This is a genomic window from Micromonospora sp. DT62 (assembly GCF_049847285.1).
GTDB lineage: Bacteria > Actinomycetota > Actinomycetes > Mycobacteriales > Micromonosporaceae > Micromonospora > Micromonospora reichwaldensis.
In genome coordinates this window covers 121,729-147,791 of sequence record NZ_JBNCOB010000005.1, presented here as the reverse complement: position 1 = coordinate 147,791, position 26,063 = coordinate 121,729, and the positions used below count along the sequence as shown (strand labels likewise).

Annotated in this window: 28 protein-coding genes and 1 pseudogene; 23 read left to right on the top strand and 6 right to left on the bottom strand. The window is 74.9% G+C overall.

Annotated features, from left to right (window positions below):
- The first annotated feature begins 59 nt into the window (after window positions 1–59).
- The 8 genes from ACPXCB_RS09955 to ACPXCB_RS09920 all read left to right on the top strand — a co-directional run bounded on the left by ACPXCB_RS09955 (window position 60) and on the right by ACPXCB_RS09920 (window position 7,943).
- Window positions 60–680 (top strand): hypothetical protein, encoded by a 621-nt coding sequence (locus ACPXCB_RS09955; protein ID WP_425874205.1) that lies wholly within the window; start codon window positions 60–62, stop codon window positions 678–680.
- A gap of 18 nt (window positions 681–698) precedes the next feature.
- Window positions 699–998, top strand: a complete 300-nt coding sequence (locus ACPXCB_RS09950) for a DUF167 domain-containing protein (protein WP_151455895.1) — start codon at window positions 699–701, stop codon at window positions 996–998.
- Between the two features lie 22 nt (window positions 999–1,020).
- Window positions 1,021–2,520 (top strand): potassium/proton antiporter, encoded by a 1,500-nt coding sequence (locus tag ACPXCB_RS09945; RefSeq protein ID WP_425874494.1) that lies wholly within the window; start codon window positions 1,021–1,023, stop codon window positions 2,518–2,520.
- A gap of 222 nt (window positions 2,521–2,742) precedes the next feature.
- A complete protein-coding gene (locus ACPXCB_RS09940) occupies window positions 2,743–3,162 on the top strand; it encodes a TraR/DksA family transcriptional regulator (RefSeq protein ID WP_121400566.1) in 420 nt (139 codons plus the stop codon).
- Window positions 3,163–3,228: 66 nt separating this feature from the next.
- Window positions 3,229–3,864 carry a signal peptidase II gene (lspA, locus tag ACPXCB_RS09935; RefSeq protein WP_425874204.1) on the top strand — a complete coding sequence of 212 codons (636 nt, stop codon included), beginning with the start codon at window positions 3,229–3,231 and terminating at the stop codon, window positions 3,862–3,864.
- The gene (locus ACPXCB_RS09930; protein ID WP_311411633.1) at window positions 3,861–4,805 is read left to right on the top strand and encodes an RluA family pseudouridine synthase; all 945 of its coding nucleotides are present in this window, start codon (window positions 3,861–3,863) and stop codon (window positions 4,803–4,805) included. The genes lspA and ACPXCB_RS09930 overlap by 4 nt, the downstream gene beginning before the upstream one ends.
- 310 nt (window positions 4,806–5,115) lie before the next feature.
- Window positions 5,116–6,999: an AAA family ATPase gene (locus tag ACPXCB_RS09925; protein WP_425874202.1), complete on the top strand. Its 1,884-nt coding sequence runs from the start codon at window positions 5,116–5,118 to the stop codon at window positions 6,997–6,999.
- Between the two features lie 56 nt (window positions 7,000–7,055).
- A complete protein-coding gene (locus ACPXCB_RS09920; RefSeq protein ID WP_425874200.1) occupies window positions 7,056–7,943 on the top strand; it encodes a DUF2567 domain-containing protein in 888 nt (295 codons plus the stop codon).
- Here the strand turns inward: ACPXCB_RS09920 and ACPXCB_RS09915 are convergent.
- Window positions 7,858–8,562, bottom strand: a complete 705-nt coding sequence (locus tag ACPXCB_RS09915) for an LON peptidase substrate-binding domain-containing protein (protein ID WP_151454285.1) — start codon at window positions 8,560–8,562, stop codon at window positions 7,858–7,860. The genes ACPXCB_RS09920 and ACPXCB_RS09915 overlap by 86 nt on opposite strands.
- Window positions 8,563–8,668: 106 nt before the next feature.
- Between ACPXCB_RS09915 and hisD the strand changes: the two genes are divergently transcribed.
- From hisD to hisF, 12 genes are all read left to right on the top strand, one after another.
- On the top strand, window positions 8,669–9,991 hold the full coding sequence (hisD, locus tag ACPXCB_RS09910; RefSeq protein ID WP_425874198.1) for a histidinol dehydrogenase: 1,323 nt from the start codon (window positions 8,669–8,671) through the stop codon (window positions 9,989–9,991).
- 58 nt (window positions 9,992–10,049) lie between these two features.
- Window positions 10,050–11,123 carry a histidinol-phosphate transaminase gene (locus tag ACPXCB_RS09905; protein ID WP_425874196.1) on the top strand — a complete coding sequence of 358 codons (1,074 nt, stop codon included), beginning with the start codon at window positions 10,050–10,052 and terminating at the stop codon, window positions 11,121–11,123.
- A gap of 94 nt (window positions 11,124–11,217) precedes the next feature.
- The gene (gene hisB / locus ACPXCB_RS09900) at window positions 11,218–11,829 is read left to right on the top strand and encodes an imidazoleglycerol-phosphate dehydratase HisB (RefSeq protein WP_132236332.1); all 612 of its coding nucleotides are present in this window, start codon (window positions 11,218–11,220) and stop codon (window positions 11,827–11,829) included.
- Window positions 11,830–11,941: 112 nt separating this feature from the next.
- Window positions 11,942–12,115, top strand: coding sequence for a hypothetical protein (locus tag ACPXCB_RS09895; RefSeq protein ID WP_425874194.1), 174 nt, complete (start codon window positions 11,942–11,944; stop codon window positions 12,113–12,115).
- Complete coding sequence (gene hisH, locus ACPXCB_RS09890) at window positions 12,112–12,744, top strand: imidazole glycerol phosphate synthase subunit HisH (protein WP_425874192.1); 633 nt, start codon at window positions 12,112–12,114, stop codon at window positions 12,742–12,744. The genes ACPXCB_RS09895 and hisH overlap by 4 nt, the downstream gene beginning before the upstream one ends.
- A gap of 99 nt (window positions 12,745–12,843) precedes the next feature.
- Window positions 12,844–13,167 (top strand): hypothetical protein, encoded by a 324-nt coding sequence (locus tag ACPXCB_RS09885; protein WP_425874190.1) that lies wholly within the window; start codon window positions 12,844–12,846, stop codon window positions 13,165–13,167.
- A 17-nt stretch (window positions 13,168–13,184) separates the two neighbouring features.
- Window positions 13,185–13,910 (top strand): bifunctional 1-(5-phosphoribosyl)-5-((5-phosphoribosylamino)methylideneamino)imidazole-4-carboxamide isomerase/phosphoribosylanthranilate isomerase PriA, encoded by a 726-nt coding sequence (gene priA, locus ACPXCB_RS09880; protein ID WP_151454280.1) that lies wholly within the window; start codon window positions 13,185–13,187, stop codon window positions 13,908–13,910.
- On the top strand, window positions 13,907–14,296 hold the full coding sequence (locus ACPXCB_RS09875) for a RidA family protein (RefSeq protein ID WP_425874188.1): 390 nt from the start codon (window positions 13,907–13,909) through the stop codon (window positions 14,294–14,296). The genes priA and ACPXCB_RS09875 overlap by 4 nt, the downstream gene beginning before the upstream one ends.
- Window positions 14,297–14,389: 93 nt before the next feature.
- On the top strand, window positions 14,390–14,833 hold the full coding sequence (locus ACPXCB_RS09870) for a MarR family winged helix-turn-helix transcriptional regulator (protein ID WP_425874186.1): 444 nt from the start codon (window positions 14,390–14,392) through the stop codon (window positions 14,831–14,833).
- A 5-nt stretch (window positions 14,834–14,838) separates the two neighbouring features.
- Window positions 14,839–15,264 (top strand): organic hydroperoxide resistance protein, encoded by a 426-nt coding sequence (locus ACPXCB_RS09865; protein ID WP_425874493.1) that lies wholly within the window; start codon window positions 14,839–14,841, stop codon window positions 15,262–15,264.
- Window positions 15,261–16,262 (top strand): NADP-dependent oxidoreductase, encoded by a 1,002-nt coding sequence (locus ACPXCB_RS09860; protein WP_311411641.1) that lies wholly within the window; start codon window positions 15,261–15,263, stop codon window positions 16,260–16,262. The genes ACPXCB_RS09865 and ACPXCB_RS09860 overlap by 4 nt, the downstream gene beginning before the upstream one ends.
- Before the next feature lie 105 nt (window positions 16,263–16,367).
- Complete coding sequence (gene hisF, locus ACPXCB_RS09855) at window positions 16,368–17,135, top strand: imidazole glycerol phosphate synthase subunit HisF (RefSeq protein WP_101411832.1); 768 nt, start codon at window positions 16,368–16,370, stop codon at window positions 17,133–17,135.
- Between the two features lie 54 nt (window positions 17,136–17,189).
- On the opposite strand, the gene ACPXCB_RS09850 is transcribed toward hisF, so the two are convergent.
- Together ACPXCB_RS09850 and ACPXCB_RS09845 are read right to left on the bottom strand one after the other, a co-directional pair.
- The gene (locus ACPXCB_RS09850; protein ID WP_425874183.1) at window positions 17,190–17,651 is read right to left on the bottom strand and encodes a hypothetical protein; all 462 of its coding nucleotides are present in this window, start codon (window positions 17,649–17,651) and stop codon (window positions 17,190–17,192) included.
- A gap of 54 nt (window positions 17,652–17,705) precedes the next feature.
- Window positions 17,706–18,359, bottom strand: coding sequence for a YczE/YyaS/YitT family protein (locus ACPXCB_RS09845; RefSeq protein ID WP_425874181.1), 654 nt, complete (start codon window positions 18,357–18,359; stop codon window positions 17,706–17,708).
- Between the two features lie 58 nt (window positions 18,360–18,417).
- Here ACPXCB_RS09845 and ACPXCB_RS09840 point away from each other — a divergent pair, with 58 nt between their 5' ends.
- Entirely contained in the window at window positions 18,418–19,875 is a 1,458-nt protein-coding gene (locus ACPXCB_RS09840; protein WP_425874179.1) for a PLP-dependent aminotransferase family protein, read from the top strand.
- A 105-nt stretch (window positions 19,876–19,980) separates the two neighbouring features.
- A pseudogene (locus tag ACPXCB_RS09835) lies at window positions 19,981–20,169 on the top strand (low temperature requirement protein A); the annotation flags it as partial.
- Between the two features lie 141 nt (window positions 20,170–20,310).
- On the opposite strand, the gene ACPXCB_RS09830 reads toward ACPXCB_RS09835, so the two are convergent.
- The 3 genes from ACPXCB_RS09830 to ACPXCB_RS09820 form a co-directional block, all read right to left on the bottom strand.
- Window positions 20,311–22,137, bottom strand: a complete 1,827-nt coding sequence (locus ACPXCB_RS09830; RefSeq protein ID WP_425874178.1) for an AMP-dependent synthetase/ligase — start codon at window positions 22,135–22,137, stop codon at window positions 20,311–20,313.
- 139 nt (window positions 22,138–22,276) lie between these two features.
- Complete coding sequence (locus ACPXCB_RS09825) at window positions 22,277–23,242, bottom strand: terpene synthase family protein (protein ID WP_425874176.1); 966 nt, start codon at window positions 23,240–23,242, stop codon at window positions 22,277–22,279.
- Between the two features lie 126 nt (window positions 23,243–23,368).
- Window positions 23,369–23,998 carry a TIGR03085 family metal-binding protein gene (locus ACPXCB_RS09820; RefSeq protein ID WP_425874174.1) on the bottom strand — a complete coding sequence of 210 codons (630 nt, stop codon included), beginning with the start codon at window positions 23,996–23,998 and terminating at the stop codon, window positions 23,369–23,371.
- Between the two features lie 145 nt (window positions 23,999–24,143).
- Between ACPXCB_RS09820 and ACPXCB_RS09815 the strand changes: the two genes are divergently transcribed.
- Complete coding sequence (locus tag ACPXCB_RS09815; RefSeq protein ID WP_425874491.1) at window positions 24,144–26,024, top strand: ABC transporter ATP-binding protein; 1,881 nt, start codon at window positions 24,144–24,146, stop codon at window positions 26,022–26,024.
- Window positions 26,025–26,063 lie beyond the last annotated feature (39 nt).

The following is a 26,063-nucleotide window of genomic DNA, read 5'->3' as shown; positions in this document are numbered from 1 at the left end:
GTCGTCACGATGACGGTCGCCGACCTCGCCTCATCAGCACGACGCGGCGGGGGTGAGCCGTGATAGTCGCCAGTCTCCTGCTCATCCTCGTCGCGGTGGTGCTGCTGGTGCTCGGCCTGGCCGGTGGCTCCAGCGTTCTCCTGACCATCTCCATCGCGGCCAGCCTGCTGGCCGCCGTCGCGCTGGTCGCGGGCGCCCGCCAGGCGGCCGCGGACCGGGCGGCGGCGGATCCAGGCCGGCCGGGGTGGCGACCCCGTCGGGCGACCCGCCCGGCCGGACCGGCCTCCGCCGGTGGGCCGCCGGCGGAGCCGGAGATCCCCGTCCAGCACGTTCCTTCCACGGTCTACGCCGACGGCAGCGGGTGGCGGCAACCGCCCGAGCCGCCGGTGGCCGACGGCACCGTCCCGGCCGCCACGCCCGGCGCCGACCCCGCCGTGCCGTACGACGACGAGCCGCCCGCGCAGGACGTCACCCCGGGCGAGGCCGCCCGGGTGGCCCGCCTCGCCGCCGAGGTGCGGGTGGTCGACGGGCGGCCCCGCTACCACCTGGCCGACTGCGCGTACCTCGTGGGGCGGGAGCACGAGCCGCTTCCGGTCGCGGAGGCCGTCGACCTCGGCTTCACCCCGTGCGCACGCTGCGCGCCCGACACCGCCCTGCTCGCCGACGCCGGTCGGATCTGAGCGGCGGGACGTTTCTTGATGGACGCCACGCTGACCGTCGCGGTCCGGGTGAAGCCCGGCTCCGCCCGGGCCCGCGTCGGCGGCCGCTTCGACGGGCCGCACGGGCCGGCCCTGGTGATCGCGGTGCACGCCCCCGCCGTGGACGGGCGGGCCACCGAGGCGGCCCGGCGGGCGCTGGCCGGGGCGCTGGGCGTACGGCCGGCCGTGGTGTCGTTGCGGGCCGGCGCGGCCAGCCGCGACAAGCTCTTCCTGGTCGAGGGGCCCGCCCCGGAGTTGACGGAGGCACTGCGCCGGCTGCGTGACGGGGCCGCCGGGTGACGGACGCCGGGGCCGGGCGGCGGTGACGCCGGGGCTGGATCTCGCGCTCCTGCTCGGTGCGGGTGTCCTGCTGGTCGCGGTCGGCGCGGTCCGTCTCTCCACCCGGCTCGGCGTGCCGAGCCTCCTGGCGTACCTGGCCCTCGGGGTGGCGATCGGGGAGGCGGGGCTGGGCATCCGCTTCGACGACGTCGAGCTGACCCGGACCCTGGGCTTCTGCGCGCTCATCGTGATCATCGCCGAGGGCGGGCTGACCGCCCGGTGGAGCACGCTGCGTCCGGTGCTCGGGCTGGCGGCACTGCTCTCCACGGTCGGCGTGGTGGTCAGCATCCTTGTCGTCGGCCTCGTCGTGCACCTGCTGCTGGGACTGGACTGGCGGCTGGCCCTGCTCTACGGCGCGGTGCTCTCCTCCACCGACGCGGCGGCGGTCTTCGCCACGCTGCGCCGGCTGCGGCTGCCGCCCCGGCTGGTGGCCACCCTGGAGGCGGAGTCGGGGATGAACGACGCCCCGGTCGTGCTGCTGGTGGTGCTGCTGTCCCGGGAGGGCGTCACCCACCCGTGGTGGTACGAAGTCTCCCTGGTCAGCTACGAGCTGGGCGCCGGCGCGGCGGTCGGTCTGGCGGCCGGCGTCGGCGGGCGGTGGGCGCTGCGCCGGGCGGCGCTGCCGTCGGCGGGGCTCTACCCGATCGCGGCGGTCGGGCTGACCGTGTTCGCCTACGCCGCCGGCGCGGTGCTGCACGCCTCGGGTTTCCTCGCCGTCTACGTGGCGGGGGTGATCCTCGGCAACGCCCGGCTGCCGCACCGGCAGGCGATCCTCGGCTTCGCCGACGGCCTGGCGTGGCTGGCCCAGATCGGGCTCTTCGTGCTGCTCGGGCTGCTCGTCTCGCCGGGCCGGCTGGGCTCGGCGGTGCTGCCGGCAGTGGTCGCCGGGCTGGCGCTGGTGCTGCTGGCCCGGCCGCTGTCGGTGGCGGCGTCCGTACTGCCGTTCCGGTTCGACCTGCGTGAGCAGGCGTTCCTGTCCTGGGCGGGGCTGCGCGGGGCGGTGCCGATCGTGCTCGCCACCATTCCGCTGTCGGAGCGGGTGCCGGGCGCCGACCGGCTCTTCGACTCGGTCTTCGTACTGGTGGTGATCTTCACGCTGCTCCAGACCGGGACGCTGACTCCGGTGGCCCGCCGGCTGCGGGTGACCGCGCCGGCCGAGGCGACCGAGATCCGGGTGGAGACGGCGCCGCTGGAGCGGATGGGCGCGGACCTGCTCCAGCTGGAGGTGCCGCCCGGTTCCCGACTGGCCGGGGTGCACGTCGACGAGTTGCGGCTGCCGCTGGGCGCCTCGGTGACCCTGGTGCTGCGCGACGGGGCGGGCGTCGTGCCCGGCCCGGACTTCCGGCTGAAGACCGGCGACAGCATGTTGATCGTGGCCACGGCCGGGGTGCGCGACGAGGCGGAGCGGCGGCTGCGGGCGGTCAGTCGGCGGGGCCGGCTGGCCCGCTGGTTTGGCGAGTACGGCCAGGGACCCGCCGCGTGATCTGCTAGCGTTCCTTTTGCCCCGGTTAGGGATGACCAGGGGCCGAACGCCGGTACGTCGGAGCGGCACGTTGTCGTGCGCCTGTACGTTCCGTATTCTTGCGAATCTCCGGAGTGCGCGGCCCCGTCGCCGCGCGCCCCTTTTGTACCTGGGGGCGCCGATGCCGGCGGCCCCTGTCCAGGTGCCGCGGAAGGCCGCGGTTCCGCGGCCGAGGGAGCGACGATGGCGAAGCCAGCCGACACCAGGACCGCAGGCCGGAAGCCGGTGGCGAAGGCCACCCGCAGCGCTGCGGAGACCGAGAAGATCCGGGCGGCCCTGGCGGCGCGGCGCGACGAGTTGCGCGCCGAGTACGATCGGACGCTGAGCGAGATCACCGAGCTGCAGCGCGACCGGCTGACCGACTCGGCCGGGGACGACCAGGCCGACACCGGGACCAAGACGTTCGAGCGTGAGCAGGAGATCTCACTCGCCAACAGCATCCTGGAACGAATCACGCAGGTCGAGCGGGCGCTGGAGCGGCTCGACGAGGGTGGCTACGGCTGGTGCGAGCGGTGCGGCAACCCCATCCCGGTGGAGCGGCTCGCCGCCTTCCCGTCGGCCACCCTCTGCGTGACGTGCAAGCAGCTGGAGGAGCGGCGCTGAGGCCCGCTCCCCGGCGGCCATGGGAGGCGGCGCGGACGCGTCGCCGCGAGCGTCGATGGGGAGCAGATGTCCGAAGCACCGCCCGCCGGGCCCGGCAGCACTGAGCCGGGTGCCGACAGCGCCGAGCCGAGGTCCGGCACGCCCCACCGCCGGGCCGCCGCCACCCTGTTCGGCCTCGCGCTCACGGTGCTCGCCGCCGACGCGGCGACCAAGCACCTCGCCCTGGGCGCTCTCGAGGACCGCGAGCCGGTCAGGCTGCTCGGCGGTGCGGTCTACCTCAGCCTGACCCGCAACAGTGGCGCGGCGTGGAGCATCGGCGCCGACTACACCTGGGTCTTCCCGCTGATCACCCTCGGGGTGGTCGGTTGGATCGTCTGGATGGCGCTGCGCCTGCGTTCGCTGCCCTGGGGGATCTCGCTGGGCCTGGTGCTGGGCGGGGCGCTGGGCAACTTCGCCGACCGGGTGTTCCGCGCCCCGGGCTGGTTCGTGGGGCACGTGGTGGACATGGTCAGCGTCTTCGCCCCGTACGGCCGGGTGTTCCCGGTGTTCAACCTGGCCGACAGCGCCCTCGTCTGCGGCGTGCTGCTCGCCCTCCTGCTGGAGCTGACCGGCCGGCAGCGTGACGGCAGCCGGATCGGCCACGGCGAGTCCACCGACGAGGCGGCGGCCCAGGCCGACGCCGGACAGCGGGAGCGGGCATGACCGCCGCCTTCGCCGCCGGCGGCGACCACCGTTCCCTGCCCGTCCCCGACGGCCTCGACGGCACGCGGCTCGACCAGGCCGTGTCGCGGCTGTTCGGGCTGTCCCGCACCGCCGCCGCGGCCCTGGTCGACGCCGGCGACGCGCTGGTCGACGGGGCCGCCCGGCCGAACTCCTACCGGGTGAAGGCCGGCTCCTGGCTGGAGGTGACCCTGCCCGCGCCGGTCGCCCCGCCCACCGTGGTGCCGCAGGCGGTGCCCGGGCTGCGGGTGGTGTACGCCGACGACGACATCGTGGTGGTGGACAAGCCGGTCGGCGTCGCGGCCCACCCGAGCCCCGGCTGGACCGGCCCGACGGTGATCGGCGCGCTGGCCGCCATCGGGCACCGCATCTCGACCAGCGGCGCTGCCGAGCGACAGGGCGTGGTGCACCGGCTCGACGTCGGCACCACGGGCATCATGGTGGTGGCCAAGAGCGAGCAGGCGTACACCGCGTTGAAGCGGGCGTTCAAGTACCGCGAGGTGGAGAAGCGCTACCACGCGGTGGTGCAGGGGCACCTGGACCCGCTGCGCGGCACCGTCGACGCCCCGATCGACCGGCACCCCACCCACGACTACCGCTGGGCGGTGGTCTCCGGCGGCAAGCCGAGCATCACCCACTACGACACGGTGGAGGCGTTCCCGGCGGCGAGCCTGGTCGACGTCCGGCTGGAGACCGGGCGCACCCACCAGATCCGGGTGCACTTCTCCACGCTGCGGCACCCGTGCGTGGGCGACCTCACGTATGGCGCCGACCCGACCCTGTCCGCCCGGCTCGGCCTGTCCAGGCAGTGGCTGCACGCCCGGTCGCTGAGCTTCCTGCACCCCCGCACGGGGGATGAGGTGCGCTTCGTCAGCGACTACCCTGACGACCTGGACCGCGCGCTCGAGATCCTCCGCGACTGAGCGTCGTCCCGCCCGTGACGATCCGACGAGGGGATCCCGCCGTGTGTGCCGGTGCCCCGGAGCCGACCGTGGGCGAAACGTCGGAACCCGCGCCGGGCGTGACGGGACCATCACCGACACCGGCCGGACCGGCCGGCGGCGGGTCGCCGCCAGCGGTCCTGTCGACCTCCCCGTACGCCGGCGCCGACGGCGTGCGGGGGCCCGTGCCGTGACGGGAGGAAGAACCGAAGGTGCGTAGACGGGTGTGGTCCGAATAGGGTTTCGTTCGTAGCCTGTCAGACGGGCATCGATGGCGCTGGGAGGGCGAGCCTTGGAGGGCAGCGAGACCGGCTGGGGGCGGCCGGCCGAACCAGCACCGCGGTGGCGGGCGCTGCTCGACCGGGCCCGGCACGGCAGCCGCACGGCTGAGCAGGCCGAGGCCGACCGACACGCCGATCCGCCGCCCCTCCCGCCGGAGCCGCTGCCCCGCCGCTCGTCGGGCAACGGCTACGCCGCGCGGGTGCCGGCCATCGGGCGGGCCCCCGAGCCGTACGCGCCGGAGCCCGGCCCACCGCCGTACGGCGCGGACGGCCCACCGCCGTACGGCGCGGACGGCCCACCGCCGTACGGCGCGGAGTACGGCCGCCCGGTCGACGCGGGCTACCGGGCCGAGGCCACCTACCGGGTGGAGCCGGCCTACCGGGTGGACCCGCTGGACCCCGCCTACCGGGTGGAGCCCGAACACCCGCCCGAGCCGAGCTACCGGTTGGATCCGGTCGAACCGACCTACCGGTCGGATCCGGTCGAGCCGAGCTACCGGTCGGATCCCATCGAGCCGACCTACCGGTCGGATTCGGTCGAGCCGTCTTACCGGTCGGATCCGGTCGAGCCGTCTTACCGGTCGGATCCGGTCGAGCCGTCCTATCGGGCGGATCCCATCGAGCCGAGCTACCGGGCGGGCTCCATCGAGCCGTCCTATCGGGCGGAGCCGGTCGAGCCGACCTACCGGGCGGACCCGGGGTATCCGGCCGAGCCGGCGTACCGCGTGCCGGCCCAGCCCCCGCCGCCCCGCATCGAGACCGAGCCGCGCGGGGGCCCGGGGCCGGTCGAGTCGCGCTACGCGGTGCTGGACAACGGCTACCGGCACGAGTCACCCCCGGTCGAGTCCCGCTACGCGGTGCTCGACAACGGCTATCGCTCCCGACGCGCCCACCAGGCCCCGCCCGCCGTGCCGCCGCCCGCCGCACCGCCGCCGCCGGCCGTGCCACCGCCCGCCGCGGCGCCGCCCGTTGTACCGCCGCTCGCCGCCGCGCCGCCGCCCGTTGTACCGCCGCTCGCCGCCGCGCCGCCGCTCGCCGAGCGGGGCTACCCGGCGCGCGTCGAGTGGCGCCCACGCGGCACCGAGAACGAGGTGGAGCGCGCCGTCGGGGTGCTCCGCCGCGACCTGGGCTCCCCCCGGGTGCTCGCGTTCGCCAACCCGAAGGGCGGCGTGCACAAGACCACCGCCACCGTGCTGGCCGCGGCGACCGTCGGCAGCGTACGGGGGCGGGGCGTGCTGGCCTGGGACGACAACGAGCTGCGCGGCACGCTCGGGCTGCGCGCTGGCAGCGCCCGGCACGCCCGCACCATCCGGCACCTGGTCGGCGATCTCGCGCACGTCGAGATCAAGGAGGGCGCCGAGCTGCTGGCGCACCTGGACGAATACCTGCGGCACGCCTCCGACGGCTCGTACGACGTGCTGGCCGGCGAGGAGAGCCCCCGCTTCGCCCAGCGGCTCGACCAGTTCACCGTCCGGCGGGTGCTGGAGTTGCTGCGGCGCACCCACGACGTGGTCTGCGTGGACACGGGCAACAACGTGGAGAGCGCCAACTGGCGCACCGTCATGCAGGCGGCGGACCAGCTCGTGGTGACCACCGTGCCCCGCGAGGACGCCGCGTTCAGCGCCGACTGGATGCTGGACCTGCTGCACGAGGTCGGGATGGGGGAGCTGGCCGACAACGCGATCACCCTGATCTCCTGCCCCACCCCGGGCCGCTCGCCGTTGCAGGACGACCTGGAGCGGCACTTCGCCACCCGTACCCGGGCCGTCGCCGTGGTGCCGTACGACCCGGCGCTGGAGACCGGCTCCTCGATCGAGTACCACCAGCTCCAGCAGGAGACCCGGCAGGCGTGGCTGAAGGCCGCCTCGGTGATGCTGGAGCCGTTCGCCCGGTGAGCGGGTGTGCCGCCACCGACCGCCCACGGCGCCAACGGGCCTGAGAGGATCACCGGGTGAGCGCGGACACCCCCGAACCCGACCGGCCCGACGAGCCGGGGGCACCGGCCGCCTGGACGGAACCCGACCCGCCGCACCGCGTCGGCCCCGCCGACCCGTACGCCGCCGGGGAGCCCGCCCCGCCGCACGACGCCACGACCGGCGTCCCGCCGTACGGCGGGACGGTGGAGTACGTCCCCGGCGGGACCGGCCTGGAGTACGCCGCCGGCTACCCGCTCGCGCCACCGGCGGAGCCGGACCTGCCACGCGGGCGGGCGGTGCGGCTCGCCCTGCTGGCGGTGCTCGCGTCGAGCGTGCTCGGGGTGCCGCTCGGGCTGCTCTGGGCCGCCCTCGCGCCGGACACGCCGGTGCTCAAGGTCGCCGAGGGGGCGGTCTACGCCGAGCCGCAACCGGAGCAGCCGATCGCCGCCGACGGCTGGTTCAGCCTGCTGGGGCTGGGCTTCGGGGTGCTCGCCGCGCTCGCGCTGTGGTTCCTGCTGCGCCGGGTACGGGGACCGGTCGGGCTGTTCGCCGCCGTGCTCGGCGCCTTCGGCGCGGCGCTGGTCGCCTGGCAGGTGGGCCGGCGCACGGGGCTGGCCGGCTACGAGCGGCTGCTGGAGAACGCGCCCGTGGGGCGGGCCTTCGAGAAGCCGGCCGACCTGCGGGCCGGCGGGATCGAGTGGTTGTTCGGCGTGTTGCCGGTGCCGCACGGCAACCTGCTGTTGTCCGCGTTCGGCGCGGCCGTGACGTATACCCTGCTGGCCGGCTGGTCCCGCTGGCCGTCGTTGCGCCCGGAGCGCGAGCCCGGCGTGCCCGGGCTCAGTTGGGGGTCGGCGGAGACGCCAGCTCCGTCAGCGGCACCGGAACCGCCCGCACCTGGCGCAGCAGCGCCGCCTCACGGTTGAGCAGGCGCAGCTCGGCGCGGAGCCGGGCGGCGGTGTCGTCGATGGCGAGCAGCCGCTGCCGGTCGGCCACGGTCAGCACGGCCGTGGCGGCCACCAGGTGCGACAGCACCGTCGGATCCTCCGGCAACTGCTCGGACAGCTCCTCGGGATCGGCCCGGATCAGGCCCAGGTACTGCCGGAAGACCGAGATCACCCGGGCGGCGAGCAGGTCGGCGACCTCGTCGGGCCCGCCCGGCTCGGGCAGCCACTCCACGTCGGCGGTCAGGTAGGGCTCGGTGTCACGGTCGACGTCGGCGACGCGGAACCTGCGCTTGCCCACCGTGACGATGTCGAAGCCACCGTCGGGGCGCTCGGTGACCTGCCGCAGCTCGGCGGTGCAGCCCACCTCGTGCAGGGTGACGTCGCCGCCACCGGGCAGCGGCTTGCCGTCCGGCCCGGTGGGGGCGACCTCCCAGCCGGCCCGGATGGCCACCACGCCGAACTCGCGCGGGGCGTCCTCGGGCAGCGCGACCAGGTGCCGCACCAGGGCGCGGTAGCGCTCCTCGAATATGTGCAGCGGCAGCACCAGACCGGGGAAGAGGACCATTCCGAGCGGAAACACCGGCAGCCGCGCAGTCACGCGTCGAGCGTAGCCCGATCCCGGCGCGGCGGCGTGGCCCGGCTCACCGTCCCGGCGTACGGGCGGCGCCGGTCGCCGTCCGGGCGGGCCGCCTAGACTCGCAAGGGTGTTGAACCGGATCGACCTGCGCGGCGGCGTCCGTGACCCGCGCCGCCTGCTGCCCCGTGCCCAACTCGACGTCTCCGTGGCCGTCGAGCGGATCCGCCCCCTCGTGGAGGCGGTCCGGGAGCATGGTTACCCGGCGATCCGGGAGGCCAGTGAGCGCTTCGACGGGGTCTCGCCCGAGGTGCTGCGGGTGCCCGCCGAGGCGATCGCCGAGGCGGAGGGCACCCTCGCTCCCGAGGTGCGCGCCGCGCTGCTGGAGTCCATCACCCGGGCCCGCAAGGTGCACGCCGACCAGCGCCGCACCGACCACACCACCCAGGTGGTGCCGGGCGGCACGGTGACCGAGCGCTGGGTGCCGGTCGACCGGGTCGGCCTCTACGTCCCCGGCGGCCTGGCGATGTACCCGTCGACCGTGGTGATGAACGTGGTGCCGGCCCAGGCGGCCGGGGTGCGCTCGCTGGTGGTGGCGAGCCCGCCGCAGAAGGAGAACGGCGGCCTGCCCGACGCCCGGGTGCTCGCCGCCTGCGCCCTGCTCGGCGTCGACGAGGTCTACGCCGTCGGCGGCGCCCAGGCCGTCGCGATGCTGGCGTACGGCGCGGCGGTCGACGCCGAGGGCGCCGCGCACTGTGACCCGGTCGACATGATCACCGGGCCGGGCAACATCTGGGTCACCGCCGCCAAGCGGCTGCTGCGCGGCGTCGTCGGCATCGACGCCGAGGCCGGCCCGACCGAGATCGCCATCCTGGCCGACGACACGGCCGACCCGGCGCACGTCGCGGCCGACCTGATCAGCCAGGCCGAGCACGACCCCCTCGCGGCCAGCGTGCTGGTCACCCCCTCGGTCGAGCTGGTGGAGGCCGTGGAGCGGGAGCTGGCCCGGCAGGTGCCGGCCACCAAGCACGCCGAGCGGGTCACCACCGCGCTCACCGGCGAGCAGAGCGGCGTCGTCCTGGTCGACGACCTCGACGCCGGGCTGCGGGTGGTCGACGCGTACGCGGCCGAGCACCTGGAGATCCAGACCCGGGACGCCCGCGAGTGGGCGCTGCGGGTGCGCAACGCCGGGGCGATCTTCGTCGGCGCCTGGTCGCCGGTGTCGCTCGGCGACTACTGCGCCGGCTCCAACCACGTGCTGCCCACCGGCGGCTGCGCCCGGCACTCCTCCGGGCTGTCGGTGCAGTCCTTCCTGCGTGGCATCCACCTGGTCGACTACTCCGAGCAGGCGCTGCGCGAGGTGGCCCCGCACGTGGTCACCCTGGCCGGCGTCGAGGACCTGCCGGCGCACGGCCGGGCCGTCCAGGTGCGCTTCCCGGGAGAGCTGACGTGAGCGAGCGAACCAGCAGGCTCAGCCCCGATGCCGTCGCCGAGCGAAGCGAGGTGACGGCATGACCACCCTCGACGACCTGCCGATCCGCGACGACCTGCGCGGGCTGTCGCCGTACGGGGCGCCGCAGCTCGACGTGCCCGTGCGGCTGAACACCAACGAGAACTCCTACCCGGTGCCCGAGCCGGTGGTGGACGCGATCGGCAAGGCCCTCGCGGCGGAGCTGCGCGACCTCAACCGCTACCCGGACCGCGACGCCGTGGCGCTGCGCGCCGACCTGGCCGGCTACCTGGGCCACGGGCTCACCGTCGAGCAGGTGTGGGCGGCCAACGGCTCCAACGAGATCCAGCAGCAGCTGCTCCAGGCGTTCGGCGGCCCGGGGCGCAGCGCGCTCGGCTTCGTCCCCGCGTACTCGATGCACCCGCTGCTGGCCCTCGGCACCGGCACCCGGTGGGTGCCGGCCCGCCGCGGCGTCGACTTCGGGCTGACGGCGGACGAGGCGGTCGCCCAGGTCCGCGAGCACGCCCCGGACGTGGTCTTCCTCTGCTCGCCGAACAACCCCACCGGCACCGCCCTCGACCCGGCGGTGGTCGCCGCGGTGCTGGACGCCGCGCCCGGCATGGTGGTCGTCGACGAGGCGTACGCCGAGTTCGCCCGCCCCGGCACGGTCAGCGCCCTGGCGGTGCTGCCCGGGCACCCGCGGCTGGTGGTGACCCGGACGATGAGCAAGGCGTTCGGGTTCGCCGGCGGCCGGCTGGGCTACCTGGCGGCCGACCCGGCGGTGGTGGCGGCGGTGCAGTTGGTCCGGCTGCCGTACCACCTCTCGGCGCTCACCCAGGCCGCGGCCCGGGCGGCGCTGGCGCACCGCGACGCCCTCCTCGACACGGTGGCCGCGATCTGCGCGCAGCGGGACCGGATCGTGGCGCGGCTGCGCGAGCGGGGGGTGCGGGTGGCCGACAGCGACGCCAACTTCGTGCTGTTCGAGGTCGGGGGCGACCAGGCCGCCGTCTGGCGCACCCTGCTCGACGCCGGCGTGCTGGTCCGCGACGTCGGCCTGCCGGGCTGGCTGCGGGTCACCGCCGGCACCCCCGCCGAGACCGACGCCTTCCTCGCCGCCGCGGAGAAGATCCAGTGAGCGTGCGAGCCCCGCAGTCGCGACCGAAAGGCAAGCAATTGGGAGCGCGAGGAGTGAGCTTGCGAGCCCCGCAGCCGCGATCGAAAGGCAAGCAATGAGCCGGACCGCCCGCGTGGAGCGGATCACCAAGGAGACGAAGGTTCTCGTCGAGATCGACCTCGACGGCACCGGCCGGGCCGAGATCGGCACCGGGGTCGGCTTCTACGACCACATGCTGCACCAGATCGCCCGGCACGGCGGCTTCGACCTGACCGTGCGCACCGTGGGTGACCTGGAGATCGACGCCCACCACACGATGGAGGACACCGCGCTCGCCCTGGGCGCCGCGTTCGACCAGGCGCTGGGGGACAAGGCCGGCATCCGGCGGTACGGCTCGGCCACCGTCCCGATGGACGAGGTCCTCGTCCGGGCCGCGGTCGACCTCTCCGGCCGCCCGTACGTGGTGCACGACGAGCCGGTGCTGGCGCCGTACATCGGGCCGGTCTACCCGACCAGCATGACCCGGCACATCTGGGAGTCCTTCGGCCAGGCGGCCCGGATCACCCTGCACGTGGACGTGCTGCGGGCGGCCCGCCCCGGCGGTCACCCGGACGCCCACCACGTGGTGGAGGCCCAGTTCAAGGCGGTCTCCCGCGCGCTGCGCGAGGCCACGGCCGTCGACCCGCGTGCGGCGGGCGCGATCCCCAGCACGAAGGGGGCCCTGTGAGCGCGAGGAACGCAGCGAAGCGGAGTCCCGCAGTCGCGAGCGAGCGCGGTGCGGTGAGCGCGAGGAACGCAGCGAAGCGGAGTCCCGCAGTCGCGAACGGAAGGCGGTTCTGATGGGTGGGGTGCTGCCGACGTTGCTGCTGATCCTGGCCGGCGTGCTGGTCGGCGGGGCGTTGTCGCTGCACAAGCAGGGTGCTCCGCGTGGGGCGGTGGTCCTCACGGCGCTGCTCGCCGCGCTGGCCACGATCGGCGGCGTGCTGTGGCTGCTGCCGGGGGAGGGCGCGTGAGCCGCGTGGTGGTGCTCGACTACGGGTCGGGCAACCTGCGCTCGGCCGAGCGGGCCCTGGCCCACGCCGGTGCGGACGTGACGGTGACCGACGACCTGACCGCCGCCGCCGAGGCGGACGGCCTGGTGGTGCCGGGTGTGGGCGCGTACGCCGCCTGCATGGCCGGGATCGAGGCCCTCGGCGCCGGCCCGGTGATCGCCGAGCGCGTCGCCGCCGGCCGTCCGGTGCTGGGCATCTGCGTGGGCATGCAGGTGCTCTTCGAGCACGGCGACGAGCACGGGGTGGTGACCGAGGGACTCGGGCTGCTGCCCGGCGGGGTGACCAGGCTGGCCGCCCCCCGGCTGCCGCACATGGGCTGGAACACGGTCGCGGCGCCGGCGGGTTCGGTGCTCTTCGCCGGCCTGCCCGCCGACAGCCGGTTCTACTTCGTGCACTCGTACGGGGTCGGGGACCCGGGCGCGCTGGCGGAGGCCGGCGCCACGGTCACCACCGCCCACCACGGGACGGACTTCGTGGCGGCCGTGGAGCGGGGTCCGCTCTGCGCCGCGCAGTTCCACCCGGAGAAGTCCGCCGACACCGGTGCCGCGCTGCTGCGCAACTGGCTCGCCACGCTGCCCACCGGTGACTGAGCGCCTGCCCGGTGCGGCGGGCCCGCTCCGGCCCGCCGCCGGCCGCCTTGTCGCGAGCCCACGACCACCCGGACGACCGCGCCCCCGGCGGGTCACGCCGTGAGCAAGGAGCGGGCCCGGCGCCGGGCGGCCCGGGAGGCCGAGGTCGCCCGGGAACGGGCCGTCCGCGAGCGGCGCGCGGCCCGGCGGTCTCGGCGGCGGGCACTGGTCCGCCGGTTGACGCCGTCGCTGCGCCGGGGGCGGACGGGCCGGCTGCCCCGGCACAGCCGCGGCGAGCGGGCGGCCATCGTGCTGCTGACCCTGGTGGCGATGGTCCTGATCTGGTCGTTCGTCGACGATCTGGCGCTGCGCGTCGCGCTGGTCGTGCTGTTGCTGCTCGTACTGCCGGCGATCGTGGTGATCGCCCTGGACCGTCGCACCTGACTTCGAGGAGAAATACCGTGAGCCTCACCCTGTTGCCCGCCGTGGACGTCGCCGACGGTCAGGCCGTCCGACTCGTGCAGGGAGCCGCCGGCAGCGAGACGACGTACGGCGACCCGTTGGAGGCCGCGCTCGCCTGGCAGCGGGACGGCGCCGAGTGGATCCACCTGGTCGATCTCGACGCCGCGTTCGGCCGGGGCTCCAACGCGCACCTGCTGGCCGAGGTGGTGCGGCAGCTCGACGTGAAGGTGGAGCTGTCCGGCGGCATCCGCGACGACGAGTCGCTGCACGCCGCGCTCGGCACCGGCGCCGCCCGGGTGAACATCGGCACCGCCGCCCTGGAGGATCCGGTCTGGTGCGACCGGGTGTGCGGGGAGTACGGCGACCGGGTGGCGATCGGGCTGGACGTGCGGGGCCGTACCCTCTCCGCCCGGGGCTGGACGCGCGACGGCGGCGACCTCTTCGAGGTGCTGGAGCGGCTCGACAAGGCGGGCGCGGCGCGTTACGTCGTCACCGACATCACCAAGGACGGCACCATGCGCGGGCCGAACCTGGACCTGCTGCGCGAGGTCTGCGCCCGCACCGACGCCCCGGTGATCGCGTCCGGCGGCGTCTCCACCCTGGACGACCTGCGGGCGCTGGCCACCTTGGAGCCGATCGGGGTGGAGGGCGTGATCGCCGGCAAGGCGCTGTACGCGGGCGCCTTCACCGTGGCGCAGGCGCTGGAAACCCTGGCGGCGGCGTGACCGTCACGCGGCTCGGCTCGGGCGGCCCCTGGGAGCCGGTGTACGGCTACTGCCGGGTCGTCCGGGCCGGCGACCTGGCCTGGACGGCCGGCTGCACCTCGACGGTGGACGGCGTGGTCACCCACGTCGGGGACGCGGCGGCGCAGACCGCGCAGGCCCTGCGGATCGGCCTGGACGCGCTCGCCGAGGTGGGCGCGGAGCCCGGGGACGTGGTGCGGACCCGGATGTACGTCACCGACCGGACGTACGCCGACGAGGTGGGCCGGGCGCACAACGTGGTCTTCGGCGCGGTCCGTCCGGCGGCCACCATGGTGGTGGTGGCCGGCCTGCTCGACCCGGACCATCTGGTCGAGGTGGAGTTGGAGGCGTACCTCGGCGAGCGCTGAGCCTCGGGAAGCGCGCCGAGACGGTGCCGCCCGACGTGCCCCTGCGCGGCCTGATCGGTTGTGCACAATTAAATTGCGCGCTACGGTTCACCGGTGACCGAGGATCTGGTGCTGCGCCGGCAGGTGTGCTTCGCGCTCTACGCCGCGTCGCGCGCCCTCACCGACGTCTACCGGCCCGTCCTTGACGAGTTCGGCCTGACGTACCCGCAGTACCTGGTGCTGCTGGTGCTCTGGGAGCGCGACGACGCCCCCACGGTCTCCGAGCTCGGCGCCGCGCTGCGACTGGACTCCGGCACGCTCTCCCCGCTGCTCAAGCGGCTGGAGGGGGCGGGGCTGGTCGTCCGGAACCGGTCGGCGCGCGACGAGCGGCGGGTGGAGGTGGGCCTGACCGGCGACGGGCGGGCCCTGCGGCACCGGATGGACGAGGTGCCGCTGCGGGTCGCCCGCGCCACGGGCCTCACCGAGGCGGAGCTGGTCGCCCTGCGCGACACCCTCACCCGGGTCACCGAGACGATCCACCGACAGAAGGAGCAGTGACCACCATGCAGGTGCTCTACACCGCGTCCGCCCGGGCCACCGGGGACGGTCGGGACGGCCAGGTCCGCACCTCCGACGGCACGCTCGACCTGGGCCTGGCCGTGCCGAAGGAGATGGGTGGCGCCGGTGGCGCCGCCAACCCCGAGCAGCTCTTCGCGGCCGGCTACGCCGCCTGCTTCCACTCGGCGCTGCGCCTGGTCGCCCGCAAGGCGAAGGTCGACGTCTCCGGCTCGGTCGTCGAGGCCGAGGTCGGCATCGGCGCCAACGGCAGCGGCGGCTTCGGGCTGGCCGTCACCCTTCTGGTCGACCTCCCGGCCGTCGAGCGGGCCGCCGCCGAGCAGGTCGTCGCGCAGGCCCACCAGGTCTGCCCGTACTCGAACGCCACCCGCGGCAACGTCGAGGTCGCCCTCACCGTGCGCGAGGCGCTGTGAGCACCCGCAACCGGGAGATCCACCTGGCCGCCCGCCCGCAGGGCTGGCCGACCGCGGACAACTTCCGGCTCGTCGAGACCGAGGTGCCCACCCCGGGGCCGGGGCAGATCGTGGTCCGCAACCGGTACGTGTCGGTCGACCCGTACATGCGGGGGCGGATGAACGACGTCAGGTCGTACGTGCCGCCGTTCGCGCTCGACGCCCCGCTGGACGGTGGGGCGGTCGGCGAGGTGGTGGCCAGCGAGGCCGAGGGCCTCCAGCCCGGCGACACCGTGCTGCACGGCCTCGGCTGGCGCGAGTACGCGCTGCTCGACGCGCGGGCCGCCCGGAAGGTCGACCCCGACCTCGCCCCGGTCAGCGCCTACCTGAGCGTGCTCGGCATGACCGGCCTGACCGCGTACGCCGGGTTGCTGGACGTCGCCGGGATGAAGGCGGGGGAGACCGTCTTCGTCTCCGCCGCCGCCGGCGCGGTGGGCAGCCTGGTCGGCCAGATCGCCAAGCTGCGGGGCGCGGCGCACGTGGTCGGCAGCGCGGGCTCGGCGGCCAAGGTCGAGCGGCTGCGCGCGCTCGGCTTCGACGCCGCGTTCGACTACCACGACGGGCCGGTGCGCGACTCGCTGAAGGCCGCCGCCCCGGACGGCGTCGACGTCTACTTCGACAACGTCGGCGGCGACCACCTGGAGGCGGCGATCTCCGCGATGAAGGTGCACGGCCGGGCCGCGATCTGCGGCATGATCGCGCAGTACAACGACACCGAGCCCCCGGCCGCGCCGCGCAACCTGGCGCTGGTCATCGGCAAGCGGCTCACCCTGCGCGGCTTTCTGGTCGGCGACCACGGCCACCTGCGCGACGAATTCGTACGCGAGATGGCCGGCTGGCTGCGCGACGGCAGGGTCTCGTACGACGAGACGGTCGTCGACGGCATCGAGAACGCCCCGGAGGCGTTCCTCGGCCTGCTGCGCGGCGAGAACCTGGGCAAGATGCTCGTCCGCGTGTAAGGAATAGCCCCTTCCCGACCCGGCAAGCGTGGCGGCGTGCCGCGACGGCGGTGGTCGGCCTCACAGGTCGGTCACCGCCGGTGCCGGGAGGGATAGGCTCGCGGCATGACGGTGGCGGTGCGGGTCATCCCGTGTCTCGACGTGGACGCCGGTCGGGTGGTCAAGGGGGTCAACTTCCTCGACCTGCGCGACGCCGGCGACCCGGTGGAGCTGGCGGCGGCGTACGACCGGGCCGGCGCGGACGAGTTGACCTTCCTCGACGTCACCGCCTCCTCCAGCGACCGGGGCACCATGCTCGACGTGGTCCGCCGCACGGCGGAGTCGGTCTTCATCCCGCTGACCGTCGGCGGTGGCGTCCGGCAGGTCGCCGACGTCGACACCCTGCTGCGCGCCGGCGCGGACAAGGTCGGGGTGAACACCGCCGCGATCGCCCGCCCCGAGCTGATCGCCGAGATCGCCGACCGCTTCGGCCGGCAGGTGCTGGTGCTCTCGCTCGACGTGCGGCGCGCGCCCGGCGGCGGCACGCCCAGCGGTTTCGAGGTGACCACCCACGGCGGTCGGCGCGGCACCGGGCTGGACGCGGTCGAGTGGGCCCGGCGCGGCGCCGAGCTGGGCGCGGGCGAGATCCTGCTGAACTCGATGGACGCCGACGGCACCAAGGCCGGCTTCGACCTCGAACTCATCGGCGCGGTGCGCCGGGTGGTGGACGTGCCGGTGGTGGCCAGCGGCGGCGCGGGCGAGGTGGCGCACTTCGCGCCGGCGATCGGCGCCGGCGCCGACGCGGTGCTCGCCGCCAGCGTCTTCCACTTCGGCGAGCTGACCGTCGCCGAGGTCAAGGACGCGCTGCGCGGGGCCGGGCACCCCGTCCGCTGACCGCCCGCGCGATCCGGCCGGTCCCGCCGGCCCGTCCGGCCCGTCGGCGCCCGTTCAGTCGCGGCGGGAACGGTTCTCGGGGGAGCGCCGGGGCGCCGGGATCGACCGCACCACGTACTCCTGCACGGCCGCGGCGTGGTCGGCCTCGTCCAGGTGCCAGTCGGCGCTCGCCGGGGCGTGTCGCCGGACCAGGACGCCCTGCACGGTGTCCACCGTGGTGGCCAGCCCGGCGTTCGGCCTGGTGCGCCAGAGGCGCTCACCGTCGGCGGTGATCCGGAACCAGCCGTCGGTGACGCTGACCAGCCCGGCCCCGACGAGGCGACGGACCGCCGCCTCCACCTCGTGGCGCTCGGGGATCGCCTGGTTGAGATGGTCGGCGGTGGAGAGCACGTCGGCGAGGCGTACGCCCTCGGGGCGGCGGCTGGCCGCCGCGCGGCGGTGCCGTCCCGCACCGCTGGCGATCACCACCGAGACGAAGATCCAGGCATCGGTCCAGCGCCATCCGTTCTCCCCCATGCGAGGATTCTGCCGGGCGTCGCGTCCGAAGGGAACACCGGCGTCCGGGTCGCGTCAGGTGGCGGGGAGCGGCGCGACCGGGCCCGGGGCGGGGTCCTGCGGCCCGGGGACCGTGAACAGCGGCAGGAAGACCTGGGTCAGCGGGCCGATGCCCAGCGCGTAGGCGATCGTGCCGACGCCCACCGTCCCGCCGAGCAGCCAGCCCAGCGCCAGCACCGTGACCTCGATGACGGTGCGGACGAGCCGGATCGAGCGGCCGGGCCGGCGGGCGACGTAGCCGGTCATCAGGCCGTCGCGGGGACCGGGTCCGAGGCGGGCGCCGAGGTAGAGACCCGTCGCCGCCCCGTTGGCCACGATGCCGGCGACCAGCATCCCGGCCCGTACGCCCAGCGACCCGCCGGCCGGCATCAGCGCGAGTGTCGCGTCGACCACCAGCCCGACCACCAGCGCGTTGCTGACCGTGCCGAGGCCGGGGCGCTGGCGCAGCGGTATCCAGAGCAGCAGCACCAGCACGCCCACCGCGATGGTGACGGTGCCGATGGAGAGGTCGGTCAGCTCGGACAGGCCCTGGTGGAACACGTTCCACGGGTCCAGGCCCAGCTCCGAGTTGATCATCAGAGCCATGCTGACGCCGTAGAGGACGAGGCCCGCGTAGAGCTGGCTGAGCCGCCGCGCGGGACGATGTCGGAGATTGCCAATCGGTGTCACCCATGCCACGCTAAAGGCCAATTGGCGCAGCGTAAGAGCCAATCCGGGAGGAGTGGCCATGACGAGTCAGGTTCGGGGTGTCCAATTGGCCCGGCTCCTCGGTCAGTGGCATGCGCTTCCCGGCCGCCGGCGCAGCCCCGACTACGCCGCCCTGGCCGGTGCCGTACGCGGCCTGCTCGCCGATGGCCGGCTGCCGCTGGGCGTGCGGCTGCCCGCCGAGCGGGAGCTGGCCGAGGCGCTGAAGATCAGCCGGACCACGGTCACGGCCGCGTACCGGGAGCTGCGGGAGAGCGGGCACCTCGCCAGCCGGCGGGGTGCCGGCAGCTGGACGATGCTCCCGGGGACCCACCGGGTGGCGAGCACCGGGCTCTGGACCCCGCTGGACGACCGCGACATGATCGACCTCGGGGTCGCCGCGCTCGCCGCGCCGCCCGAGCTGCTGCCGGCCGCCCGCGCGGCGGCCGAGGACCTGCCCCGCTACCTGGGCGGCGCCGGCTACCACCCGACCGGGATCATCGAGCTGCGCGAGGCGGTGGCCCGCGCGTACACCGACCGGGGCCTGCCCACCTCGCCCGACCAGATCATGGTCACCAACGGCACCCAGCACGCCCTCGACCTGGTGCTCCGGCTGGCCCTCGCCCCCGGCGGCAACGTGCTGGTCGAGGCGCCCAGCTATCCGAACGCGCTGGCCGCGCTGGCCGCCCGCCGGGCCCGGATCACCACTCACGGCCTGGCCGTCGAGGAGCCCGGGTGGGACGCCGACCTGCTGCTCGGCGCCCTCCGGCAGGCCCGGCCCAAGCTGGCGTACCTGATCCCGGACTTCCAGAACCCGACCGGCCACCTGATGTCGGCCGCGCTGCGCGAGCGGGTGGTGGCCACCGCGCACGCCGTCGGCACCGACCTGGTCGTCGACGAGTCGTTCGTGGACCTGCCGCTGGACGGGACGGTGCTGCCCCCGCCCACCGCCAGCTTCGACCGGCACTCCCGGGTGGTCAGCATCGGCGGGATGAGCAAGCCCTTCTGGGGCGGCCTGCGGATCGGCTGGGTGCGCGCCTCCGCCCCGCAGGTGCAGCGGCTCGCCGCCGCCCGGGTCGGTGTCGACATGGCCAGCCCGGTCCTGGACCAGTTGGTCGCGGTCCACCTGCTCGCCGACGCGCCGGCCATCGTCGCCGCGCGCCAGGCCCAGCTCACCGCCCAGCGCGACGCCCTGCTGGCGGCGCTCGCGCAGCGCCTGCCCGAGTGGCGGGTCACCGTCCCGCACGGCGGGGTGACCCTCTGGGCCGAACTCGACGGGCCGATCTCCAGCGCGCTGGCCCGGGCCGCCGAGGAGGTCGGCGTACGCCTCGCGCCCGGACCCCGGTTCGGCCTGGACGGCACGTTGGAGCGCTTCCTGCGGCTGCCGTTCACCCTGCCGGCCGCCGACCTGGTCGAGGCGGTCGGCCGCATCGCCGCCGTCCGGTACGACCTGGACCGGGGCGGCCGGTCGCAGTGGCGGGAGCCGGCGGTCATCGCCTGAGTCGGACCGGGTGGCCCGGGGCCGGGGTTGCCGGCCGGGTCGGTCAATCGCGCCTGCCTCCGGTCCCGCGGCTGCGAGACTGCGCAGGTGGGGGATGTGCGGGGGATGCGGTGGCCGCGCGGGATCCTGCCGAGCGCACCAGGCTCCCGCACCACCCGGCTCGAACTCTTCTACGATCTCGTCTTCGTCTTCGCCTTCCTCAACGTGACCACGGTGACGTCCGGCAGCCCGGACGCCCGCGGGATGGTCCGGTTCCTCGTGCTGCTCGCCCTGCTCTGGTGGTGCTGGAGCGGCGTGCGGCAGGTGGCGCTGGAGGAGCAGCTCGCCTCCGAGGCCGAGCAGACGCGCTGGCGGGGCCACCACCTGTGAGCCGGCGCCCCGCCCGTCCGACGTCGGCGACCCCGTACGGATCGTGGGGCCGCCGACGTCGCGGGCTCAGAGCTCGGCCAGCGTGCCTGCGTACATCTTCTCGATCTCGCCGGCGAAGTTGCTCTCCACGCCGCGGCGCTTGATCTTGAGCGACGGGGTGATCTCGCCGTCCTCGATGGTCAGGTCGCGCGGCAGGATGGCGACCTTCTTGATCGTCTCCCAGCGGTTGAGCTTGGCGTTGAGCTCGGCCACGTACCCCTCGACCATGGCCTTCGCCTCCGGCGAGGCGACGATCTCGGCGTAGTCGCGACCCTCCAGCGGGGTGCCGGCGGCCCAGCCCTTGATCGCGTCCGGGTCCAGCGTGACCAGCATCGTGCAGTAGTTGCGGGCCTGGCCGATCACCACCGCCTGCGAGGTGTACGGGCAGGTGGCCTTGAACATCCCCTCGATGTGCGAGGGCGCGATGTACTTGCCGCCCGAGGTCTTGACCAGGTCCTTCTTCCGGTCGGTGATCTTGAGGTAGCCGTCGGAGTCCAGGGTGCCGATGTCGCCGGTGCGGAAGTAGCCGTCCTCGGTGAACGAGGCCGCGGTCTCCTCGGGCAGGTTGTGGTAGCCGCGCATCACCGGCCGGCCGCGCACCAGGATCTCGCCGTCGGTGTCGATCCGGCACTCCAGGTCGCCCATCGCCTTGCCGACGGTGCCGATCCGCAACCCGTCCGGCGGGTTGACGAAGTTGCCGGCGCTGGTCTCGGTGAGGCCGTAGCCCTCGGAGATCGGCAGGTTCGCCGCGGCGAAGAAGGTGGCGATCTCCGGGCTGAGCGGGGCGGCGCCGGAGACGAGCACCCGGATCCGGCCGCCGAGGCGGGCCTGGAGCTTGCTGAACACCAGCTTCTCGGCCACCGTGTACTTCAGCCTTAGCCCGGTCGGGAGGGGCCGGCCGGCCTGCTCCAGGGCGACCTTCTCCTTGCCGACCCGGACGGCCCAGGCGAAGATCTTCGCCTTCGCGCCGCCGCTGTCCTGCGCGGTGGTCACCGTCTTGTTGTAGACCTTCTCGAACACCCGGGGCGCGCCGCACATCAGCGTCGGCCGGATCACCGAGAGCAGCTCGACCAGCTTGTCGACCCGGCCGTCGACGTACGTCGGCAGGCCCACGTGGATCGCCCCGCAGAGCAGGGTCTTGCCGAACGAGTGCGACAGCGGCAGCCAGAGGTACTGCAGGTCGTTCTCGCGGAGCAGCCCCAGCTCGGCCTGGGCGACGCCCTCCCAGCACCAGCCGCCGTGCAGCAGCTCGACGCCCTTCGGGCGCCCGGTGGTGCCGGAGGTGTAGATCAGCGTGGCCAGGTGCTCGGGGCCGATCCCGGCGACCAGCATGTCGATCAGGTCGGGCTCGGCAGCCAGCGCGCGGGCGCCCTGCTCCTCCAGCTCGGCGAGGGTGAGCTGGGGGACGGCGGCGGCCGGGTCGGCGGCGCCGTCGAAGAGCACGACGTGGGTCAGCGCCGGCAGCTCCGCCCCGGCGATCTTGGCGGCCTGCGCCGGGTTCTCGGCGAACAGCACCCGGGAGCCGGAGTCGGCGATGATGTAGGTCGCGTCGTCGGGCTCCGTGGTGGGGTAGACGGTGGTGGTCGCGCCGCCGGCGCACATGATGCCGAGGTCGGCGATCACCCAGTCGAGCCGGGTGTTCGCCAGGATCGCGACCGGATCCTCCAGGCCGACACCGAGGCCGTGCAGCCCGGCGGCTACCGCCTTGGCGCGGTGGGCCATCTGCTCCCAGGTCAGCCAGACCGGCCCGGAGTCGTCGGGGGCCGGGTGGGCGAAGGCGTCGCGGTCGGGGGACGCCGCCACGCGCTTGAGGAACATGTCGGGGATGGAACGGTACGGTACATCGAGAGCCATCGCTGTAGCCGCCTTCGGGGGGTGGAGACGTGACCACGGTCACGTCGGCGTTCGTTACCGAAGGGTATTGCCTGCGCCCGGGCATCGGCTAGCCCTGTGGATCACGGCTGGGCCACGTCTCGGAGGATGGACGCCCGGCTCAGGCGTACCGGGCCGCCTCCAGCGACCAGTCGTAGGTGGCCCGGATCCAGTTGCGCCGCGCGGTGAGGGCCGGCCGCAGGCCGTCGTCGCCGGTGGCGAGCAGCGCCGCCTCCGTCGCCAGGTACGCCGAGAGGCCCTCGTTGAACCGGTCGGCCGCCGCCCACAGGGCCGACGACTCGTCGCCGGCCGCCCGCCCCGCGGCGATCACCGCGACCAGATTGTGCACGTCCGGCTGGGCGAGGTGCTCCTTGCCGTACGAGAAGACGTCGTTGCACCAGCAGACCAGGTCGGCGGCGAGCAGGTCGAGCGCGACCAGCGACGGCTCGGCGCGGTGGGTAGCGCCCGGCAGCGCCCCGGCGGCCAGCTCCGTGAGGGTGAAGCTGGGGTGGACCCCTCCGGTGTGCCGGCGCATCTGGACGTACTCGGCCAGCCCCGGCGCCCGCCCGTGCTCCCGGTTCGCCGCCTCCCAGAGCAGCGCCAGCAGATACTCCCGCACCTCGCCGACGAAGCGCAGCAGCGCCACGGGCCCGCCGGCGGCGTGGGCCCGCCGGCACAGATCGCCCAGCGCCTCGCCGAGCGGCCCGGCCACGGTCTCCGTCTCGGTCGCCGCAGCGTCGGCCCGTCCCCCGTGGCCGTCCAGCACGTCCAGCAGGGCGGCGACGGTCGGCGCCAGCCGGGTGGGGGAGTCGCCGAGCCCGTCCTCGTCGCAGGCGTCGTCCATCACGAACAGCCAGGAGACCAGGTCGGTGAGCAGCCGCAGCCCCTCCACCGGGCCCTCCGGGCAGGCCCGCCCGGCCAGCCCGGCGGCGTCGGCCCGGCGCAGCCGGTGCAGCCGGTGCCCGTCGCCGATCAGCCCGTGGCCGAGCGCCCACTCGGTGCTCTCCCGCGCCACCCGTGCGGTGGCGTCGTGCTGGCGCGCGGGAAAGGGGGGTTCCCGTAGCGCCGAGATCGCGAAGGTCCGCATGGTGCCCCCTGTCGCGCCGCCCCACAGCGGGACGGCGCGGGACAGCGTACGGGAAGCATGGATCGGTGACGATCGCTGGGCCAGCGGCTCCTCCGGATCAGGCTGTGCCTCTCCACCTGCCGGGCGTCACATGCCCAGGTCGGTGCCCCGGAGTCGCTCGGCCGGTGCCGCCGGCCCGTCGATCTGCACCCGGGACACCCGTTGCCGGCCGCTGAGGAACAGGGCCAGCTCGCCCGGCGCCCCCACCACCCGAACGCGTTCGCCGCCCCGGCCGACGGAAAGCTCCCCGTAGCCGGGCGCCTGGACGAATACGTCCGCGGGAAACCGGCGCAGCGCCAGCCGGGCCAGCCCGCTGCACCGCTTCCAGAGCGCCGCGTTCAGCCCCGCCGACAGGTCGCGGGGGAGCCAGCCCGGGCGGGCGCGGCGCACGTCCTCGTGGTGGATGAAGAACTCCAGCGTGTTGGCCAGCTCGTCGGTGAGCGGGTTGCTGACCGGGCTCCACACCGGCGGCCGGCGCACCTGTTCGAGGAGGTGTGGCCAGGGGCGCGCGGCGACGCGCAGGCGCACCCGCTCGGCGTAGCCGCGCAGCGGCGGGAGCAGGATGCCGCCGGCGGCGTCGGGCCGGCGTTCGCGCAGCACCAGGTGGGCGGCGAGGTCGCGGGTGGTCCATCCCTCGTTGACCGTCGGCGCGTCCGGTCCGAGCGTCTGCATCAGGTCGGCGAGCGCCTCGCGCTCCGTTCGGGCGTACCGCGGCATGCCCCGATCGTAGGCGCGCCCGGCCCACTCGGCGCGCCGAGTGGGCCGGGCGGCCGTGACGGTGGACATAGCGGTCCGGGGCGGCGGAGCTGGCTCGGACCGGTAAGGATGAGGAGGATAGGTGCGGCTTACGGCGGGGGAGAGCGTGGCGAGCAGGACAAGTCGGGACGTGCTGGTGCGGGGGCTGGTCGTCCTCGGGCGGGCGATCCGGGAGCAGCCGCGCATCTTCGCGGTCGCGGTGAGCGGCAGCGTGCTCTTCGGCGCCATGACGGTGGCCAGCGCCTACGTGGTGGGTGCCGTGGTCGGCGACGTGGTGGTGCCGGCGATCGAGCGTGGCGAGGTCGGGGTCGGCGGGCTGGCCCTGGCGGCCGTCGCGCTGTTCGGCATCAGCGTGCTGCGGGTGGCCGGCATCTTCGGCCGCCGGCTCGGCGCGGGTTACATGCAGTACCGCCTCCAGGCCGCCTACCGGCGCCGGGTCACCCGCCGCTACCTGGAGCTGCCGCTGTCCTGGCACCACCGCAACGCCACCGGCACGCTGCTGTCCAACGCCAACTCCGACGTCGAGGCCGCCTGGTACCCGATCGCCCCGCTGCCGTTCGCGGTCGGCACCCTGGTGATGCTGGTCGGCGCGGTGGCGTCGCTCTTCGCCACCGACTGGGCGCTGGCCCTGGTCGGCGTCGCGGTCTTCCCGGCGCTCTTCGCGCTCAATGTCGCCTACTCCCGCCGGATGGCCCCCCGCCAGGCCCGGGCCCAGCGGCTGCGGGCCGAGGTCAGCGGCATCGCGCACGAGAGCTTCGACGGCGCCCTGGTCGTCAAGACGATGGGCCGGGAGGCGCAGGAGACCGACCGGTTCGCCGCCCGCGCGGGCGAGCTGCGCGACTCGCTGGTGGCGGTCGGGCGGCTGCGCGGCGTCTTCGACCCGCTGCTGGAGGCCCTGCCCAGCCTCGGCACCCTCGCCGTGCTGGTGGTCGGCGCGATCCGGCTGCAACAGGGCGCGATCAGCGTCGCCGAGCTGATCAGCGTCGCCTTCCTCTTCACGGTGCTGGCGTTCCCCGTCCGGGCCATCGGCTGGGTGCTGGCCGAGCTGCCGCGCAGCGTCGCCGGCTGGGACCGGGTCCGCCGGGTGCTCGACGCGACCGGCGAGATGGCGTACGGCGACACGGCGCTCGACGTGACGGACCCCCGCCCGGCCACCCTCGCGTTCGCGGGCGTCCGGTTCGGCTACGAGCCCGTCGAGGCGCACCTGCCCGGCACGGAGGTGCTCGGCGAGGTCTCCTTCACCGTGCCCGCCGGGAAGATCGTCGCCCTGGTCGGGCCGACCGGCTCCGGCAAGTCGACGATCGCCTCGCTGGCCGTACGGCTGGTCGACCCGCTGGCCGGCACGGTGTGCGTGGACGGGGTGGACGTCCGCCAGCTCACCGCCGCCTCGCTGGCGGGCACCGCCGCGCTGGTCGCCCAGGTGCCGTTCGTCTTCGACGACACGGTGCGGGCCAACGTCACGCTGGACCGGCCGGGCATCGGCGACGACGACGTCTGGGCCGCGCTGCGGCTGGCCGAGGCGGACGGCTTCGTCGCGGCCCTGCCCGACGGGCTCGACACGAGGGTCGGCGAGCGGGGCACCTCGCTCTCCGGCGGCCAGCGGCAGCGGCTCACCCTGGCCCGCGCGCTCGCCGGCCGGCCCCGCCTGCTGGTCCTCGACGACGCGACCAGCGCCGTCGACCCGCGGGTGGAGGCGGTCATCCTGGCCGGGCTGCGCTCCTCGGCGGGGCAGGCCGGGGCGCCGGCCGCGTCGATCCTGGTGGTCGCCTACCGGCGGGCCACCATCGCGCTGGCCGACGAGGTGGTCTACCTGGAACAGGGCCGGGTGCTCGCCCGCGGCCCGCACGCCGAGCTGCTGGCCACGGTGCCGGGCTACGCCGACCTGGTCACCGCCTACGAGCAGGCCGAGGTCGACCACGCGAAGGACGAGACGTACGACGAGGTCGCCCCGCTGACGTCGGGCCTGGAAATCGAGGTGGACCGGTGAGCGCGAGGAGTGCAGCGCAGCGGAGCCCCGCAGTCGCGA

Bases quoted from the DNA above. Each gene is read 5' to 3' on its own strand.
- ACPXCB_RS09950 (WP_151455895.1), top strand. From the start codon at position 699: ATGGACGCCACGCTGACCGTCGCGGTCCGGGTGAAGCCCGGCTCCGCC.
- ACPXCB_RS09940 (WP_121400566.1), top strand. From the start codon at position 2,743: ATGGCGAAGCCAGCCGACACCAGGACCGCAGGCCGGAAGCCGGTGGCG.
- lspA (WP_425874204.1), top strand. From the start codon at position 3,229: ATGTCCGAAGCACCGCCCGCCGGGCCCGGCAGCACTGAGCCGGGTGCC.
- ACPXCB_RS09930 (WP_311411633.1), top strand. From the start codon at position 3,861: ATGACCGCCGCCTTCGCCGCCGGCGGCGACCACCGTTCCCTGCCCGTC.
- ACPXCB_RS09905 (WP_425874196.1), top strand. From the start codon at position 10,050: ATGACCACCCTCGACGACCTGCCGATCCGCGACGACCTGCGCGGGCTG.
- hisB (WP_132236332.1), top strand. From the start codon at position 11,218: ATGAGCCGGACCGCCCGCGTGGAGCGGATCACCAAGGAGACGAAGGTT.
- ACPXCB_RS09895 (WP_425874194.1), top strand. From the start codon at position 11,942: ATGGGTGGGGTGCTGCCGACGTTGCTGCTGATCCTGGCCGGCGTGCTG.
- ACPXCB_RS09865 (WP_425874493.1), top strand. From the start codon at position 14,839: ATGCAGGTGCTCTACACCGCGTCCGCCCGGGCCACCGGGGACGGTCGG.
- hisF (WP_101411832.1), top strand. From the start codon at position 16,368: ATGACGGTGGCGGTGCGGGTCATCCCGTGTCTCGACGTGGACGCCGGT.
- ACPXCB_RS09850 (WP_425874183.1), bottom strand. From the start codon at position 17,651: ATGGGGGAGAACGGATGGCGCTGGACCGATGCCTGGATCTTCGTCTCG.
- ACPXCB_RS09840 (WP_425874179.1), top strand. From the start codon at position 18,418: ATGACGAGTCAGGTTCGGGGTGTCCAATTGGCCCGGCTCCTCGGTCAG.
- ACPXCB_RS09830 (WP_425874178.1), bottom strand. From the start codon at position 22,137: ATGGCTCTCGATGTACCGTACCGTTCCATCCCCGACATGTTCCTCAAG.
- ACPXCB_RS09825 (WP_425874176.1), bottom strand. From the start codon at position 23,242: ATGCGGACCTTCGCGATCTCGGCGCTACGGGAACCCCCCTTTCCCGCG.
- ACPXCB_RS09820 (WP_425874174.1), bottom strand. From the start codon at position 23,998: ATGCCGCGGTACGCCCGAACGGAGCGCGAGGCGCTCGCCGACCTGATG.